General features: G+C 63.9%; 12 protein-coding genes. 7 read left to right on the top strand and 5 right to left on the bottom strand.

Annotation, left to right across the window (positions count from 1 at the left end; genetic code table 11):
* The 4 genes from KY462_14300 to KY462_14285 are packed head-to-tail and all read right to left on the bottom strand — an operon-like array spanning position 1 to position 2,599.
* Entirely contained in the window at positions 1–231 is a 231-nt protein-coding gene (locus tag KY462_14300; GenBank protein MBW3578881.1) for a multiubiquitin domain-containing protein, read from the bottom strand.
* A 13-nt stretch (positions 232–244) separates the two neighbouring features.
* Entirely contained in the window at positions 245–1,105 is an 861-nt protein-coding gene (locus tag KY462_14295; GenBank protein ID MBW3578880.1) for a hypothetical protein, read from the bottom strand.
* Between the two features lie 50 nt (positions 1,106–1,155).
* On the bottom strand, positions 1,156–1,794 hold the full coding sequence (locus KY462_14290) for an STAS-like domain-containing protein (GenBank protein MBW3578879.1): 639 nt from the start codon (positions 1,792–1,794) through the stop codon (positions 1,156–1,158).
* Complete coding sequence (locus KY462_14285; protein MBW3578878.1) at positions 1,781–2,599, bottom strand: hypothetical protein; 819 nt, start codon at positions 2,597–2,599, stop codon at positions 1,781–1,783. Before KY462_14285 ends, KY462_14290 begins: the two co-directional genes overlap by 14 nt.
* A 631-nt stretch (positions 2,600–3,230) precedes the next feature.
* Here KY462_14285 and KY462_14280 point away from each other — a divergent pair.
* From KY462_14280 to KY462_14250, 7 genes are all read left to right on the top strand, one after another.
* Entirely contained in the window at positions 3,231–4,802 is a 1,572-nt protein-coding gene (locus KY462_14280; GenBank protein ID MBW3578877.1) for an SAM-dependent methyltransferase, read from the top strand.
* On the top strand, positions 4,799–5,431 hold the full coding sequence (locus KY462_14275) for a hypothetical protein (GenBank protein MBW3578876.1): 633 nt from the start codon (positions 4,799–4,801) through the stop codon (positions 5,429–5,431). The genes KY462_14280 and KY462_14275 overlap by 4 nt, the downstream gene beginning before the upstream one ends.
* A 221-nt stretch (positions 5,432–5,652) precedes the next feature.
* Positions 5,653–8,196 (top strand): type I restriction-modification system subunit M, encoded by a 2,544-nt coding sequence (locus KY462_14270; protein ID MBW3578875.1) that lies wholly within the window; start codon positions 5,653–5,655, stop codon positions 8,194–8,196.
* Positions 8,193–9,452, top strand: a complete 1,260-nt coding sequence (locus KY462_14265; protein ID MBW3578874.1) for a restriction endonuclease subunit S — start codon at positions 8,193–8,195, stop codon at positions 9,450–9,452. Before KY462_14270 ends, KY462_14265 begins: the two co-directional genes overlap by 4 nt.
* Entirely contained in the window at positions 9,449–12,520 is a 3,072-nt protein-coding gene (locus KY462_14260) for a type I restriction endonuclease subunit R (protein ID MBW3578873.1), read from the top strand. Before KY462_14265 ends, KY462_14260 begins: the two co-directional genes overlap by 4 nt.
* Positions 12,510–13,304: a M48 family metallopeptidase gene (locus KY462_14255; GenBank protein ID MBW3578872.1), complete on the top strand. Its 795-nt coding sequence runs from the start codon at positions 12,510–12,512 to the stop codon at positions 13,302–13,304. The genes KY462_14260 and KY462_14255 overlap by 11 nt, the downstream gene beginning before the upstream one ends.
* An 11-nt stretch (positions 13,305–13,315) precedes the next feature.
* Entirely contained in the window at positions 13,316–13,516 is a 201-nt protein-coding gene (locus KY462_14250) for a hypothetical protein (GenBank protein ID MBW3578871.1), read from the top strand.
* A 633-nt stretch (positions 13,517–14,149) separates the two neighbouring features.
* Here the strand turns inward: KY462_14250 and KY462_14245 are convergent.
* Positions 14,150–15,061: a hypothetical protein gene (locus KY462_14245; protein MBW3578870.1), complete on the bottom strand. Its 912-nt coding sequence runs from the start codon at positions 15,059–15,061 to the stop codon at positions 14,150–14,152.
* Positions 15,062–15,075 lie beyond the last annotated feature (14 nt).

Below are 15,075 nucleotides of genomic sequence, written 5' to 3'. Positions count from 1 at the left end.
TCAGCCGAAGTTGCCTTGCGGCATGTCGTAGAACCGGTCGCCGCTCTTGAGCGGGACTGGTTCGTCGTCCGGGACCGGCGGATCCTCCTGCTGACCTGGGAGGTCACGGAAGAGCAGGTTCGAAGCGGGGATGCCCGCGAGTTCCTTCAGTTCCCGGCCCGTCGCGGAGTCGCTGTCGACCTTGAAGTGTGCTTCGTTGATGAAGATGTTGATGACGGTCTTCGTTTTCATGGGATGCTCCTCCTCACCTCAGGGTGAGCGTGAACCACGTCCCCGGGATCGGAGCCGTGGGGCTTCGATATGTCGGTGTTCTCGATCCAGAGATCCGTCCGACCACAGCGCCGGAGGCCAGTTCGATGGAGGCGTCGCGATGGCGCTCGACGAGTTCGATGAGGTGACTGATGCCTCCGCCCCCGGATGCAACGCGTCGCGTGGCGCCCTTCTCGAGGACGGCGGTTATGGCCTCCAACTCCGTTAGCCCCTGATACTTGCGACGACTCCGGAGCGACGCGCGGACACCCCGCCCCGCGTCGACGACGGCGATTTCGAGACGACCGCGGTAACGCTGAGCGGAGACAAGCGCTCCGACGGGACTGGCTGCGTGTTCGATGACGTTGTCGGCGGCCTCCACCAGCCCGTGGCGGAAGAGCCTCCGGTGAGTTTGAGTGATGCCTTCGGCCACCTGAGCCACGTGATCCGAGAACTCCTGCAGGCGGGGAGCGGTGTGGATGGATGTGAGCTCGATCAGGCGCTGGCGGTGGTTCCGTCTCGTCATCCGGACCGGCGGCCGAGTGAGAACTACGTTCTCGGGCAGATCCTGGTAGAGGTCGAGCCGCGTGCCATAGGTGTGCACGTCCGTGTCGCTAGGTACGTGAACAGTCACCCGGCCGCTTGCGAGCGACGCAAGTTCGATCGTGAGTCGGGCCGCACACACATCGAGCGGGTGCAGGAACCGCAGCCCCGACAAGTAGAGGTCCATCTCGTCGTGGACGGTTCCGATCGATGAAGGCAGGATCAGGCGATTCGCGCACTGCGCCCACTCATCGAGGGTCGGCGAGGGGGAAAGGCTCACTCCCACCTTCGCTCCCCACGGGTTCACCGTCACCGATGAAACCTCTCTATAGCTGTGGGCGGCCCGTAGGCCGCCCACAGACGTCAGACGTCGAGGATCTGGATGCGGTACTGAAACTCCTTGCCGCCGCCTTCTGGAACCACGCGCTGTCGTGCCACGGCCCCGGATGCAACGAGTTGACGTAGTCGGTTGTTCGATGCTTGTGGAGTTAGGGCCAGCTCGTCGGCGAGATCGTTCGCTCGAAACTCCTTCAGCCTACGAGCTGCAGCCAGAGTATCGGGCATCCAGCCCCACCGTCGGTCTCCGACGATCTCCAGCTCGTCCGTGTCAGGGCGAACCACGACCATCGCGGACTCACGACGCTTCAGAACAGCGTCCAGTGTGTCTCTGCAGTCAGGGTTGAGTTCGGTGAGCGCGATGCCTCGCGCGCTCAAGGTCTCATCGTTGCTGCGCTTCCCGAGCAGGCCGCCGAGTGACTCATCAACGAACGACACGGTGACGTCCTCGACGCCAACGAAGTCGATCACCAGGTGGTCGCCCTCGGGGGTATCCCGAAGGGCCGCCATCAGCGCTTCCTGCACTTGGGCGCCCCGTGATCTGGTGGCGAGGAACTGGCCGTGCTCCTCTGCCAACTGGTATCGCACCTGCCGCCTCCTTCCCAGCGTTTTCATCGCTGTATGTGAAAGCGTAGCGAAGGTAGTCGCTTTGTCAAGCAGGTTCATCCATCCGCACGTGCACCGATGTTCCCACCGCCGCTCGAGGCAAGGCTCGATAGCGGGCCCAGGGTGGCCGTCCGGGTCGGACCAGGAAGCGCCCCTCGGCGCGACCAGACCGGATCAGGAGTTCGCCGCCGCCTGTCACGGCGGCGGCCTCGAAGACCTCGACGAGGCCCCAACCGCGACGGTCACGTGTCCCTGTCACCCAGGGACGCCTCGCGAGGCGGATCAGCTCTTGGTCGTCCTCGATCGCCGCGTACTCGCTGTTCCCGCGAAGGTGCCGCGGGATCCCCACACCGGCATCGGCGACCCCCGCCCAGATCCCCGGTGGTAGTTGTGAAGTTCTACCGGTGTAGTGCTGGACGCACACGAAGGTTCCTACATCGCTCCGGCCGTGGGTCACCGCGTTGTCGATCAACTCACCGAGGACGTCGAAGAGGGCGCGGGAGACCTCGTAGTTGCCAACACGACGTCGGACGGCTGGCCACAACTCCTCCAGCCTGTCGTCCCACTCGTCCGGGCGCCGTAGGTGCGTCAGGGGGACAAGGGGATCTTCGTCAGGAGAACGCTTGCCTGAAGGAAGCTCCAACACCTCACCCAGGAGCGTGTTGTCCACGTAGGCCCGGACGCGGTCATCCGACGGACCGATGACGTCGAGGGAGCGTTCGCGCACCGAGAACCGCATCGCGTAGGCAGCGAGGCTCACCGTGTCGAAGGGCGTCAGCCACGTCAGGTCCGAAAGATCGAGGGTGGCCCCGAACAGCGTGGCACCGCCGAGTAACGGTTCGCGACCGCGGAGCTCGACCACCATAAACCTCCATCTCGTCAGCGTGCCCTGACCCTGTGACGTCGCCGGACACCTGGGGCGGGGACATCGCTGGATAGAGTACCTCACATGGTGTGAGGCTGATTCAGCAGCGTGAGGTGACATCACGGCTCTGCCATGGTACTGTTCACGACATGGATACTTCAACTGCTCCCAGAAGTCTTCACCTGGTCGACGTGGAGAACCTCCTCGGCTCCGACTCGCCCACCCGTCGCAATGTCGCCCGCTGCATGGGTGCGTACCGAGAACTTGGGGTCCTACGCGAAGACGACGTCATCGTGGTCGCGTGCAACCCCGCGATCGGTGTGTCGGTGGGCCTGAGCTGGCGGTCTGCACGGCTCATAGTCCGGCGTGGGAGTTCCGGTGCGGACCTGCCCCTCGTCGATGTGGCACTTCGCGAACGCGTGGAGTCCCGCTTCGATCAGGTTGTGGTTGCCTCCGGGGACGGCTTGCTCGTCGACGTCGTTGACTCCCTCCAGCGTCGCTGTGTGACGATCGCGGTTGGGGCTCCCCCCGAGAGTCTCTTGCGGAGGTTGAGGATGGCGGCGCACCGCGTCGTGCCGTTCCATCTGGATGGCGACCCGGGTGCCCCCGCAGCGGAAGGGAGGGTGGCCTGATGGCGCGCGATGCCGTAGATGCTGTCTACGTCAGCCTGAGTGACGTCGCGGAGATTGCTGGTGTCGGCTCTTCCGCCGTGTCGAACTGGCGGAAGCGCCACGAAGACTTCCCGCCCCCGAGACTTCAGAGCGCGGGAGGCGCACTCTTCTCACTCGCCGAGGTCGAGCGGTGGCTCGTCGAGAACGGCAAGATCAGTGGCCCTGTCCCACCGAGTGCCGTGCTGTGGCGGATCGCCGACGTGGTCCGCAGGAGCTGGACGCCTGAGGAACTCCGGCACTTCATGCTGTCAGCGCTCGTGTACCTCGTAGCGTGTGAGCGCGCGGCGAAGGGTCGACTCAACATCGCCGACGAGGACCGATGGGAGTCAGTTCAAGATGTTGCCGACGAGCAGCTGCTGAATCGACTCGTTGCCATCGGACGTCGATTGGAGGAGAGCAACCCGCCACTCCAGGGCCTCCTTGTGGACGGGTTCTCGGTCACGGAGGCACCAGGGCACGCCGTCCGACAGCTCTTGGTCGCGCTGCGCGCAGCGTTGTCTGAGGAGGCCGCTGACGTTGAGCTCTTCCATGAGTTCACCGACCGCATGAACCGTGCAGATCGCTTCGCGCAGGATTACTCGACACCTGACGACCTCGCCCTTCTGATGGTCCGGCTGGCCGAGCCGCTGGGCGAGACCGTCGCGGACCTTGCCGCAGGCAACGGCGGGTTGCTTCTCATGGCGGCGGTCGCCGCGGAGAGGGGTGAGCCGCCGACGACTCTTGTCGGAGTGGACATCAACCAGGACGTCATCCGGCACGCTCGAGCCTGGTTTTTCATCTACGACGTCGATGGGGATCTACGCGTGGACAACAGTCTAAGGATACCGCTCGAAGACCTGCCGTCCGCCGACACGGTCCTCCTCGATCCGCCATACGGAGTGGGGAAGTGGGGTGACGCCGAGCTCTATCTTGACGACCGTTGGACATATGGCGCGCCCCCTCCGAGCTCTGCGGACTTCGCGTGGCTGCAGACTGCGCTGCATGCGCTCCGCCCTGGAGGCCGAGCGGTCGTTCTCCAGCCGCCGCGGTCGACCTGGTCAGGAGGCCGCGAAGGCGAGATCCGGGCCGGGATGTTCGACGATGGTTGCATCGAAGGTGTCATCCAACTTCCGGAGCGCCTACGACGGAACACGTCGATCCCGTTGACCATCTGGCTTCTGCGTTCTCCCGAACGGAGACAAGCGAGCCAAGAGGAGATCCTTCTCGTTGATGCGTCGGACCTGGGCACGGCCGGGCGCCACGAAACGGAGCTTGGGGAGCGTGAGATCGACATGATCGTTGACTTGGTGCACCTCGCTCGATCCGGGGACCCGATCCCCAAGGAGCACTCGGGTCGAGCCTTCCGGTTGTCGCGAGTAGATCTGGAGGACTCGGTCATCACCCCGAGCCGGTGTAGAGACCCGATCCAGAGCTTCGACGTTGATGACCTTCGGGCTCGTGCCGCCGAACTGAGGGCCGGCATCGATGAGGACTTGCCGAAGGTTCGTCGCGCGCTCGACATGCTCCAGGAGGTTGTGGGAGGTTCAACATGAGACGCCTCCCCCTCCAGTCCGTTGCGGAGATCACACGCGGCGTTCGGATCAACTACGACCATCTGGGGGATACCGGGACGAGGTTCCTGAACGCCAAGGCCCTGGCGGACGACGATGCGCCGGCCGAGTACCTGCCCGAGTCCGAGGCGCGGTGGGCGTACGACCTCAAGCCGGGGGACATCGTTGTCGCGGTCTCTTTCAGGCCTGCAGCTGCACGGGTGGTCGATGAGGAACTTCGTGGCGCGATAGTCGGTAGCGACTGCGTGGTCCTGCGTGCGCTAGCCGGAGGTCCAGTCACATCCGACTGGCTTGGACTCTGGGTTCGCTCGTCGTACTTCCGGGATCAGGTCGAGGTGCGAGCCAGCGGTTCGGGGATACGGCGCATCGCCTCGCGGGATCTCGCACAGCTGCAGGTTCCGGTGCCGGCCCTGAGCCACCAGGATCGGGCGCATGACGCCGTCTCGGAGCTTGACCGCATCCACCTCGACCTGGAGCGGCTCGCGGATGCGGTCAGCGAACTGCGAAAGCTCGAGATCGACCTCGCCGTGATCGACGTTCCCGGCTTGCGCTCCGAGCCGAGGCGTCTGCCGACACGGACGACGGCAGCTGGACGGAGGCAGGCCCGGTGATGATCTTCACGTCGCTGCGCGGCCCACCTGCAGGCACGCCTGGCTCTCAGAGCCGTGTCCTGGAGCTACCGCCTACGGTTGAGACCAGCCCTGGCGTCTGGTTCTCGTCCGAGCGGCGAACGCACTCGAGACCGTACGCCGGATCGGGTGTGAGGGCTGCATCGCGTAGCTCGGACCAGTCGGAGCGCGATCCCTCAGTTGACGTATCGGGGGTTTGATAGATGGCGATCAAGAAGTCCGAGCTGTACCGGTCGATCTGGGACAGCTGCGACGAGCTCCGCGGCGGCATGGACGCCTCCCAGTACAAGGACTACGTCCTGACGCTGCTGTTCGTGAAGTACGTCTCCGACAAGCACGCCGCCGACCCCCACAGCCTCATCGTCGTCCCGGAGAAGGGCTCCTTCGACTACATCCACAGTCTGGTCGGCGACAAGGAGATCGGCGACAGGATCAACAAGGCGATCGGTTGTCTCGCCGAAGCCAACGACCTGCAAGGCGTCATCGACCTAGCCGACTTCAACGACTCCGCCAAGCTCGGCAGCGGCAAGGACAAGGTCGACCGACTGTCTGCGCTGGTCAACATCTTCCACCGACGGCTCGACTTCAGCGACAACCTCGCTGCCGGCGACGACCTCCTCGGCGACGCCTACGAGTACCTCATGCGGCACTTCGCCACCGAGGCCGGCAAGAGCAAAGGACAGTTCTACACCCCCGCCGAGGTCTCCCGGATCATCGCCCAGGTCATCGGCATCGGACCGCACACCACCCGGGACGACACCGTGTACGACCCCACAGCCGGGTCCGGCTCTCTGCTGGTGAAGGCCGGGGACGAAGCCGGCGGCAGCATCACTATCTACGGCCAGGAGATGGACCACGCCACCTGGGCGCTGGCACGCATGAACATGATCCTCCACGGCCAGCCCACCGCCGAGATCGGCCACGGCAACACCATCGCCTCCCCGGAGTTCACCGAGAACGGCCGACTGAAGACCTTCAGCTTCGTCGTCGCGAATCCTCCGTTCTCAACAAAGTCCTGGTCGAACGGCATCGACCCCAAGAACGACGACTACGACCGGTTCGAGTACGGCGTCCCTCCCACCCGTAACGGCGACTACGCCTTCCTGCTGCACATCGTCAAGTCGTTGAAGAGCACAGGCACCGGCGCGGTCGTCCTCCCGCATGGCGTCCTGTTCCGTGGGAACGCCGAGGCGGTCATCCGCCGCAACCTGCTTCAGCGCGGCCTGATAAAGGGCGTTATCGGTCTGCCGGCCAACCTCTTCTACGGCACCGGCATCCCCGCCTGCATCCTTGTCGTCGACAAGAAGGAGGCGGGCACGCGCGAAGGCGTCTTCCTCATCGACGCCAGCCGCGGCTACATCAAGGACGGCAACAAGAACCGGCTCCGTGAACAGGACATCCATAAGATCGTCGACGTCTTCCGTACTCAGCGAGAGATCGACGGCTACTCGCGGCTGGTCCCGTTGGAGGAGATCGCCAGCGAGGTGAACGACTACAACCTGAACATCTCCCGCTACATCGACTCCAGCGAACCCGAGGACATCCAAGACCTCACCGCCCACCTGCAAGGCGGCATCCCCCGGCGGGACGTCGACGACCTCGACCGATACTGGCAGGTCATGCCTGACCTGCGTTCCGTGCTGTTCGAGCCCGCTGGTCGCGACGGCTATCTGCAGCCGGCCGTAGATGCCGACAAGGTTCGCCAGACGGTTGAGTCGCACGCTCAGTTCCAGGCGTTCGCCACGAACGTCCATCAGACGTTCGAAGAGTGGGACGAAGCGCACCGACAGATGCTGATGTCCATCGATGAGGAGACGTCGCCGAAGGAACTGCGGATTCAACTGGCCGATGACCTACTCGACCGCTTCGCCGACGTCCCGCTGATCAGTCGCTACGACATCTACCAGCGGTTCATGGACTTCTGGGACACCGAGATGCAGGACGACGTCTACCTCATCGCTGCCGAGGGCTGGCAGGTGGGCGGGGTGCTTAGGGAGGCGCGCGACAACGAGACCGAGGACTTCTCCCTCAAGCAGGGCCGGAAGAAGATCAAGTACGTGGCTGACCTCCTGCCGCCTGATCTGCTCATCCGTCGCTACTTCCCCGACCGCCAAGAGCGCCTCGATGAGCTGGCAGCAGCGGTAGCGGCGAGCGAGGCGGAGCTCGCGGCGTTCGAAGAGGAACACGCCGTCGAAGGGGAGGCTCTCGACGGCCTTGAGGGTTCGAGCGGCGTGACGAAGGGCAACGCGCAGGACCGAGTCGCCGAACTCAAGGACCTGATCCTCGAGGCGTTCCCAGAGGACAGCTCGGAGTACCAGCAGGCGAAGGGCATCGCGAAGAGCAAGTTCGGTACGCGCCCGTGGGACGTCGGAGTACACGACGGGGAGGGCTACTTCGCCGAACTGGACGTCCTCCACCGGTGGCTCGCTCTGAACGACGCACTGACGTCTGAGAAGGCCACCCTCCGCGAAGCCGAAGCAATGCTGCTCAACGAGGTCGCCTCTACCTACGACGACGTGAGCGACGAAGAAATCCGCGCGATGATGGTAGAGAGCAAGTGGATAGGAACACTCCGCTCCACCATCGGTGACGAGATCGGGTTTGTGGCCTCACGGATCAGCCGACGTATCGCACAGCTGGTCGACCGCTACAGCGAAACACTCCCAAGTCTTGTCGACGAGACGGAGTCGATCTCCGCCCGTGTGAGCAAGCATTTGGCTATGCTGGATGTGGAGACACCGTCATGACCGGCGCCGCAGTCTCGAGCACGTTGGAGCGCTGCCCTTGGCCGATCGTCGAGCTAGGTGAGTGTCTCGTATCGACACCCTCCTATGGCATCAACGCACCCGCGGTGCCCTACCGGCATGACCTTCCCACCTACATCCGAATCACTGACATCGATGACGCAGGCAGGTTCGTTCCCGCCCCGAAGGTTTCGGTTAGCGATCCTTCGGCTTCCGACTACTACCTGGAGTACGGGGACATTCTGCTGGCGCGAACGGGTGCCAGCGTCGGCAAGTCATACCTGCATCGTCCCCAGGACGGGCGTCTGGTGTACGCCGGCTTCCTCATCCAGGTGCGGGTGGACGACCGCAAACTCGACCCCGAGTTCTTGTCCCAGTACTTGAGGTCGAAGCCCTACTGGGACTGGGTAGAAGGGATGTCACTGAGAAGCGGACAGCCGGGCATCAACAGCCGCGAGTACGCGTCGCTTCCAGTCCCGCTGCCGCAGCTTTCCGAGCAGCGGCGAATCGCAGGGGCGCTACGGGATGTCGACGAACTGAACGAATCCCTCGAACGGCTCATCGACAAGCATCTGATGGTGAAGGCGGCTGCGTTACGCCGACTGTTCGCTGGACAGTCTAACCTCACCCGGCCTCGTTCGGAGTGGACCAGATATCGGCTTGATCAGCTTGGTCAGTGGATGAAGGGACGTGGCATCCGCAAGGACGACGTGGCATCCGCAGGAGTTCCGTGCGTACGCTACGGCGAGCTCTACACCAAGTACAGGAGCTACACCGCTTCACTGAACAACTACGTGCCGCAAGACGTTGCGGACACCGCGCTACCGATCCAGCGTGGCGACCTGCTCTTCACGTCCTCCGGCGAAACTGCAGACGAGATCGGCACCTGCCTCGCCTATGTCGGCTCAGGTCCTGCAGTCGCTGGCGGGGACCTGGTGGTACTACGCCCCTCCAGCGGCGACCACAACCCGGTGTTCCTCAGCCATCTACTGAACACTCCCGCTGTTGCCGCTGAGAAGGCACGGCTCGGTCAAGGCGATGCTGTCGTCCACATCAACGCACGTGCTCTAGGCAGCCTGGAAGTCAACCTCCCCACACGAGAAGAACAGGACTCAGTTGCCGAGGTCCTCACCGACATGGATAGCGAGATCAACGCCCTAGAGCGACGACTCGCCAAGACGCGTGACGTCAAGCGCGGGATGATGCAGGAGCTCCTCACCGGCCGCACTCGCCTACCGGCCGAGGAGGCAGCGGCATGAGCGACGTCGGCCAATTCGAACGCCGCGTACAGAAGCGAGTCGTCGAACTGTTCGGCGACGACCTCGACTACACGTACCGCGGCAACCTCAAGGACGCCGCCGACAACAGCAACATCATCGAACCGCGGCTCACCGACTGGCTCCGCCGGCAGGGCTACGAAGACGGACTGATCAACCGCGCTCTCCACGAGCTCCGTCGCGCCACGGCCGTCGGCGGCGGCCGCCTGTATGACGCCAACCGCAAGGTCTACTTCCTGCTGCGCTACGGGCACGACGTCCAGCTCGAAGCCGGCCAGCAGTCACAGCACATCAACTACGTCGACTGGCACAACCCCGAGAACAACGACTTCGCCATCGCCGAAGAGGTCACCGTCGCTGGCAAGCACGACAAGCGCCCCGACATCGTCCTCTCTATCAACGGCATCGCCGTCGCCGTCCTCGAGCTGAAGCGTTCGACGGTCTCGGTCACCGAGGGCATCCGGCAGATGCTCGACAACCAAAAGCCCGAGTTCATCCAGCCGTTCTTCTCCACCGTGCAGCTTGTCATGGCCGGCAACGACACCGAAGGTCTGCGCTACTCGGTAATCCAGACACCGCAGAAGTACTGGCTCGAGTGGAAGGAGCCGTCCGAACTCGCTAGCCCACTGGACGCCGCCCTGTGCCAGCTGTGCAGCAAGCAGAGGCTGCTTGAGTTGATCCACGACTTCATCGTGTTCGACGCCGGCACCAAGAAGATCGCACGGCACAACCAGTACTTCGGCGTCAAGGCCGGCCAGCAGCGCGTCAAGGACCGCGAAGGCGGGATCTTGTGGCACACCCAGGGCTCCGGGAAGAGCCTGAGCATGGTGTGGCTCGCCAAGTGGATCCGGGAGAACATCGAAGACGCCCGCGTGCTGATCGTCACCGACCGCGAAGAGCTCGACGAGCAGATCGAGAAGGTGTTCTACGGCGTCGACGAACAGATCTACCGCACCAGCAGCGGCGCCGACCTGATCGAACAGCTGCGCGAAGGCGCCGACTGGCTTCTGTGCACCCTCGTGCATAAGTTCGGTGCCGGCACCGGCGACGAGGACGACTACGCCAAGGCCGTCGAACGTGCAGTCGCCTCTGGGTTCAAGGCCCACGGCAACCTGTTCGTGTTCGTCGACGAGTGCCATCGCACCCAGTCCGGCAAGCTGCACGCCGCCATGCGCCAACTGCTGCCCGACGCGACGTTCATAGGCTTCACGGGCACCCCACTACTGAAGGACGACAAGGCCCGCAGCATCGAGGTGTTCGGCTCCTACATCCACACCTATAAGTTCGACGAAGCAGTCGAGGACGGCGTCATCCTCGACCTCCGCTACGAAGCACGCGACATCGATCAGCGCATAACCTCACCCGGCAAGATCGACAAGTGGTTCGACGCGAAGACCAATGGCCTGTCCGACCTCGCCAAAGCCGATTTGAAGCGGCGGTGGGGAACGCTGCAGAAGGTGCTGACCGCCCAGTCGCGTCTCGACAAGATCGTGGCCGACATCATGTTCGACATGGCTACCCGCGACCGGCTGATGAACGATCGCGGCAACGCCCTGCTCGTCTGCTCATCCATCTACGAGGCCTGCAAGTTCTACGAGGCGTTCAGCCGCACATCGCTGAAGAAGAAGTGCGCGATTGTGACCAGCTACCGGCCGACCGCCGACACGATCAAGGGCGAAGAGACTGGCGAAGGCGAGACCGAAGCGCTGGAGAAGTACGCGACCTACCGCAAGATGGTCGCCGACTATTTCGACATTAGCGAGGAGGAAGCCGCCGGCCGCGTCGAGGACTTCGAGGACGACGTCAAGCAGAAGTTCATCGAACAGCCCGGCCAGATGAAACTGCTGATCGTCGTCGACAAGTTGCTCACCGGCTTCGACGCACCGCCCGCCACCTACCTCTACATCGACAAGCCCATGGCTGACCACGGGCTGTTCCAGGCCATCTGCCGCGTCAACCGCCTCGACGGCGAGGACAAGGAGTATGGCTGCATCATCGACTACCAGGACCTGTTCAAGTCACTCGAGTCAGCCGTCCACGACTACACCTCGGCGGCCTTCGAGGACTACGACCGCGAAGACGTCGCCGGCTTGGTCAAGAACCGGCTCGACCAGGCTCGCGAAAGGCTGAACGATACGCGCGAAACTGTGAAGGCACTGTGCGAGCCCGTCGGCCAGCGGCCGTCCACTAGCGACTACCTGCACTACTTCTGTGCGACCGACAGCGGCGACCAGCAGCAGCTGAAGGACAACGAGCCCAAGCGTCTCAAGCTCTACAAGCACGTCGGCTCGTTCATCCGCGCCTACGCCGATCTCGCCAACGAGATGGACGAGGCCGGCTACAGCCAGCAAGAAACGGCTGAGATCGCCGAGGAGGTCAAGCACTATGAGAACGTGCGCCGTGAGGTCAAGCTCGCCAGCGGCGACTACGTAGACCTGAAGGTCTACGAGCCGGACATGCGGCACCTGCTCGACAGCTACATCGAAGCCGAAGACTCAGAAGTCCTCTCCGACTTCGACGAGCAGGGCCTCGTGCAGCTGATCGTCGAACGAGGCACAGCCGGCGCGATCGCTTCCCTGCCGCAGGGCATCCGCCACGACGATGACCTGTCTGCGGAGACGATCGTCAACAACGTCCGACGGGTAATCATCGATGAGCGGCCCGTCAACCCCAAGTACTACGATCGGATGTCGGTCTTGCTCGACAACGTCATCGATCAGCGCCGACGCCGTGCGCTGAGCTACCGGGAGTTCCTCAAGGAGCTGGAGACGATCGCCGGCCAGGTCGTCCGGCCCGGCGGCGAGTCCTACCCGGCATCGATCGACAGCCCTGCCCGACGCGCCCTCTACGACAACCTCGACAGCAACGAGCAGCTTGCCGTCGCCATCGACGACGCCGTCCGCACCACCAAGCATCACGGCTGGCGCGGACACCGCATCAAGGAACGGGAAGTCCACCGCGCCATCGCCGACATCATGGGCCGCGAAGAGCACGCCGAGTACAACACTGAAGAGCTGTTCGAGATCATCAAGGCGCAGGATGAGTACTGAGCTGTCGACCATCACGGTGAGCGACCTCACCGTGCACGTGATCCACAAGCCGATCAAGAACCTGCACGTCGCCGTCTACCCACCGGACGGTCTAATTCGCGTTTCTGCACCCGAGCACATGGACGACGACGCGGTGCGGCTGGCAGTCGTGGATCGGTTGACGTGGATCCGAGAGCAGCGCGACGAGCTACTCGCCCAGCCCCGCCAATCCGTTCGAGAGATGGTAACAGGCGAGAGTCACTATGTATGGGGGAGGCGATACCGGCTGCGGGTTGTCACCGATGGGAAGGCGTCGGGGGTCGAGATCGCCGATCGGGGGACCTTGGTCTTGACGGTCCCGGATGGAGCAGACCGCGACGAGCGCGCCAACATTCTGGACGAGTGGCGGCGTCGAGAGTTGAAGGACGCTCTGCCAGCTCTGGTCACCAAGTGGGAAGAGCAGCTGGACGTTGCGCGGGTCGAATGGCGCGTCCGTCGCATGCGGACGAGGTGGGGGACCTGCAACCCGGAGGCCAGGAGAATCTGGCTAAACCTGCAGCTTGCGCAGAAGCCCCGTCCGTGCCTCGAGTACGTGATCCTTCACGAGATGCTGCACTTGGTGGAGCCAGGTCACACCGATCGCTTCGAACGGCTCTTGAGCGAAGCCATGCCTGACTGGCGACGACGCCGATCTGAACTCAGCCGCTTACCTCTCTCCGATGATGGTGAGTGGCCTCCGCACGACGTGCCTGATCGAGTTGTCCACAGCTCTCCAGATGGTGAACTGGCTCCGCCCGGCGAGTAGCCGAGAGACTGGTGGCGGTGAAGGAGTGCACCTTGTCAGCACAAGGCGTTGGCGTCGAGGATCTTCCCGAGATCTATCGCGAGGAGTACCTGCATGCGGTCGAGCTAACGCGGGCGGAGCACGATCCCGCGACCGAGTGGGACCAGTTCGTGGAGGAGCTTTGGAAGGCTCTGGTCCCTGCGTTTGGTCTCGATGTGGCGGCCTGTGGTTGAACTGAGCTGACGCTCAACTTCGGAATGGTTTCGCGACTTCCGTCTTGGCCGCCGTCCACGCCCGGCGCCAAGGGCCGCACACATCTGGGCTCGAAGGCGCGACGTGTCGGACGAAACATCGTCGAAGCCGAGCATGTGTGTGGCAGGGTCCATCAGCCACAGCGCGTGAGTGCATACCTCGTCGTGGTCGAACCCACCACGAGAGACACGCAGATGGGTGTCGCCCCAACCTGCCGTCCCGACATGCGAAGTTCACCTGCCGGGACAGCCGGGCGCCGGGCACGGCAGAGGTCGATACTGATGCGCCGGGATCTTCCCTTCGACATAGACCTGGTGGAGGCTTTTCGTGGTGCCGCAGGGACGCGGTTGACCGCACTTGCATCTCGCCGGTGTCGACGCATCGGCGGCCCCCTGAGGACCCCAGTGCGCAATTGCGACCTCTCGAGTGTCCGTGAGCAAGTCGGCGGTAAGAGCGTCAACCTCCGATCCGTCCGAGAGCGCCTCCAACCGTTCGTCGATCGCGTCGACAACGCGCTCTTCCCAGATCCAGTCGGACATCGATGCCCTCACTGTGGCCAACGCTCAGACGGTCTCTGCTCACTCGATCACATCTAGGGGCCAGGGGGTAGCCAGTCAACGACCAAGTCCGTCTGCGCGCTCCATCCAGCGGTCGTGCCCCACGACACGATCCGTCCCGCGGCGAAGCTGCGGGGTGATCGTCCGCACGAACTGGACGACCTCCTCGCGTTGGCGGCTCTGGTTCTCGTCCTGGGGTGGTTGACCGAGGGCGGCTTCACCATCGACCCTCCAGTGGGCGCGGTACTCCTCTATGGCGTCGCGGGCTGCTCGCCAGAGCCCGAGGCGGCCTTCGTCGGTCGGCTGTTCGCCGAGGAGCTTGGTGATGTAGGCGGCCGGCTTGGCTGCACTGTCGCGGGCCTCGTGCTCACTGACGGCCTTTCGTGCTTGTTGCCTCCCTCCCAAGTCCTGCAGCTCAGCGTCGAGGTCGGACAGACGTGATCGGTAGGCGGACACGAGGTCTTTCACCTCAGTCCTGGCCTCGCCGTTGTTGATGGACGAGAGCCGCTTCTCCTCGGCGCGCAACGCGGCCTCCGTCAGACGGCGCTCATCATCGGCTCGGCGGATCTGCTCCTCGATGTCCTGTTGATGCTCAGGTGCTGTCTCGCGCTGCAGCGGACGTGGACGGACACGCTCCAACTCGGAGACGACGAACCGGCCGTCCGGTCCCGGCTTCAGCTGCATGGTGAGCGCGCCCCAGCGGTCGTCCTGCTGCCGTGTACTGAGCGAGGCGTAGACGTGGCCATCGGAATACCGAGTGAGTCGGACGCTGCCAAGATCCTTGGGCAGGACGGGACCTCCACGGGGGAAGCGCTCGCATGGGCGGCGGCGCATGTGACGGTAAGCGGCAGGTGTGAGGTGCGGAGCAAGGTGCTCCGGCGGACGGAGGCCGCGCTCGATCTCGAGCTGCTTCCGCGCGAGGTGTCGAACGATCGTCGCCACCTGCTCATCGGTCGGCTGCTGGGCCACGGGTTCCTCCACGG

The organism is Actinomycetota bacterium, from assembly GCA_019347675.1.
In the GTDB taxonomy this organism is placed as follows: Bacteria; Actinomycetota; Nitriliruptoria; order Nitriliruptorales; family JAHWKO01; genus JAHWKW01.
The sequence above is the reverse complement of the archived record's forward strand: the minus strand, read 5'-3'. Positions and strand labels throughout refer to the sequence as shown.

Excerpts from the sequence above, each read along its gene's own strand:
- KY462_14255 (MBW3578872.1), top strand. The coding sequence starts at position 12,510 with ATGAGTACTGAGCTGTCGACCATCACGGTGAGCGACCTCACCGTGCAC.
- KY462_14260 (MBW3578873.1), top strand. The coding sequence starts at position 9,449 with ATGAGCGACGTCGGCCAATTCGAACGCCGCGTACAGAAGCGAGTCGTC.
- KY462_14300 (MBW3578881.1), bottom strand. The coding sequence starts at position 231 with ATGAAAACGAAGACCGTCATCAACATCTTCATCAACGAAGCACACTTC.
- KY462_14285 (MBW3578878.1), bottom strand. The coding sequence starts at position 2,599 with ATGGTGGTCGAGCTCCGCGGTCGCGAACCGTTACTCGGCGGTGCCACG.
- KY462_14280 (MBW3578877.1), top strand. The coding sequence starts at position 3,231 with ATGGCGCGCGATGCCGTAGATGCTGTCTACGTCAGCCTGAGTGACGTC.
- KY462_14270 (MBW3578875.1), top strand. The coding sequence starts at position 5,653 with ATGGCGATCAAGAAGTCCGAGCTGTACCGGTCGATCTGGGACAGCTGC.
- KY462_14265 (MBW3578874.1), top strand. The coding sequence starts at position 8,193 with ATGACCGGCGCCGCAGTCTCGAGCACGTTGGAGCGCTGCCCTTGGCCG.
- KY462_14275 (MBW3578876.1), top strand. The coding sequence starts at position 4,799 with ATGAGACGCCTCCCCCTCCAGTCCGTTGCGGAGATCACACGCGGCGTT.
- KY462_14290 (MBW3578879.1), bottom strand. The coding sequence starts at position 1,794 with ATGAACCTGCTTGACAAAGCGACTACCTTCGCTACGCTTTCACATACA.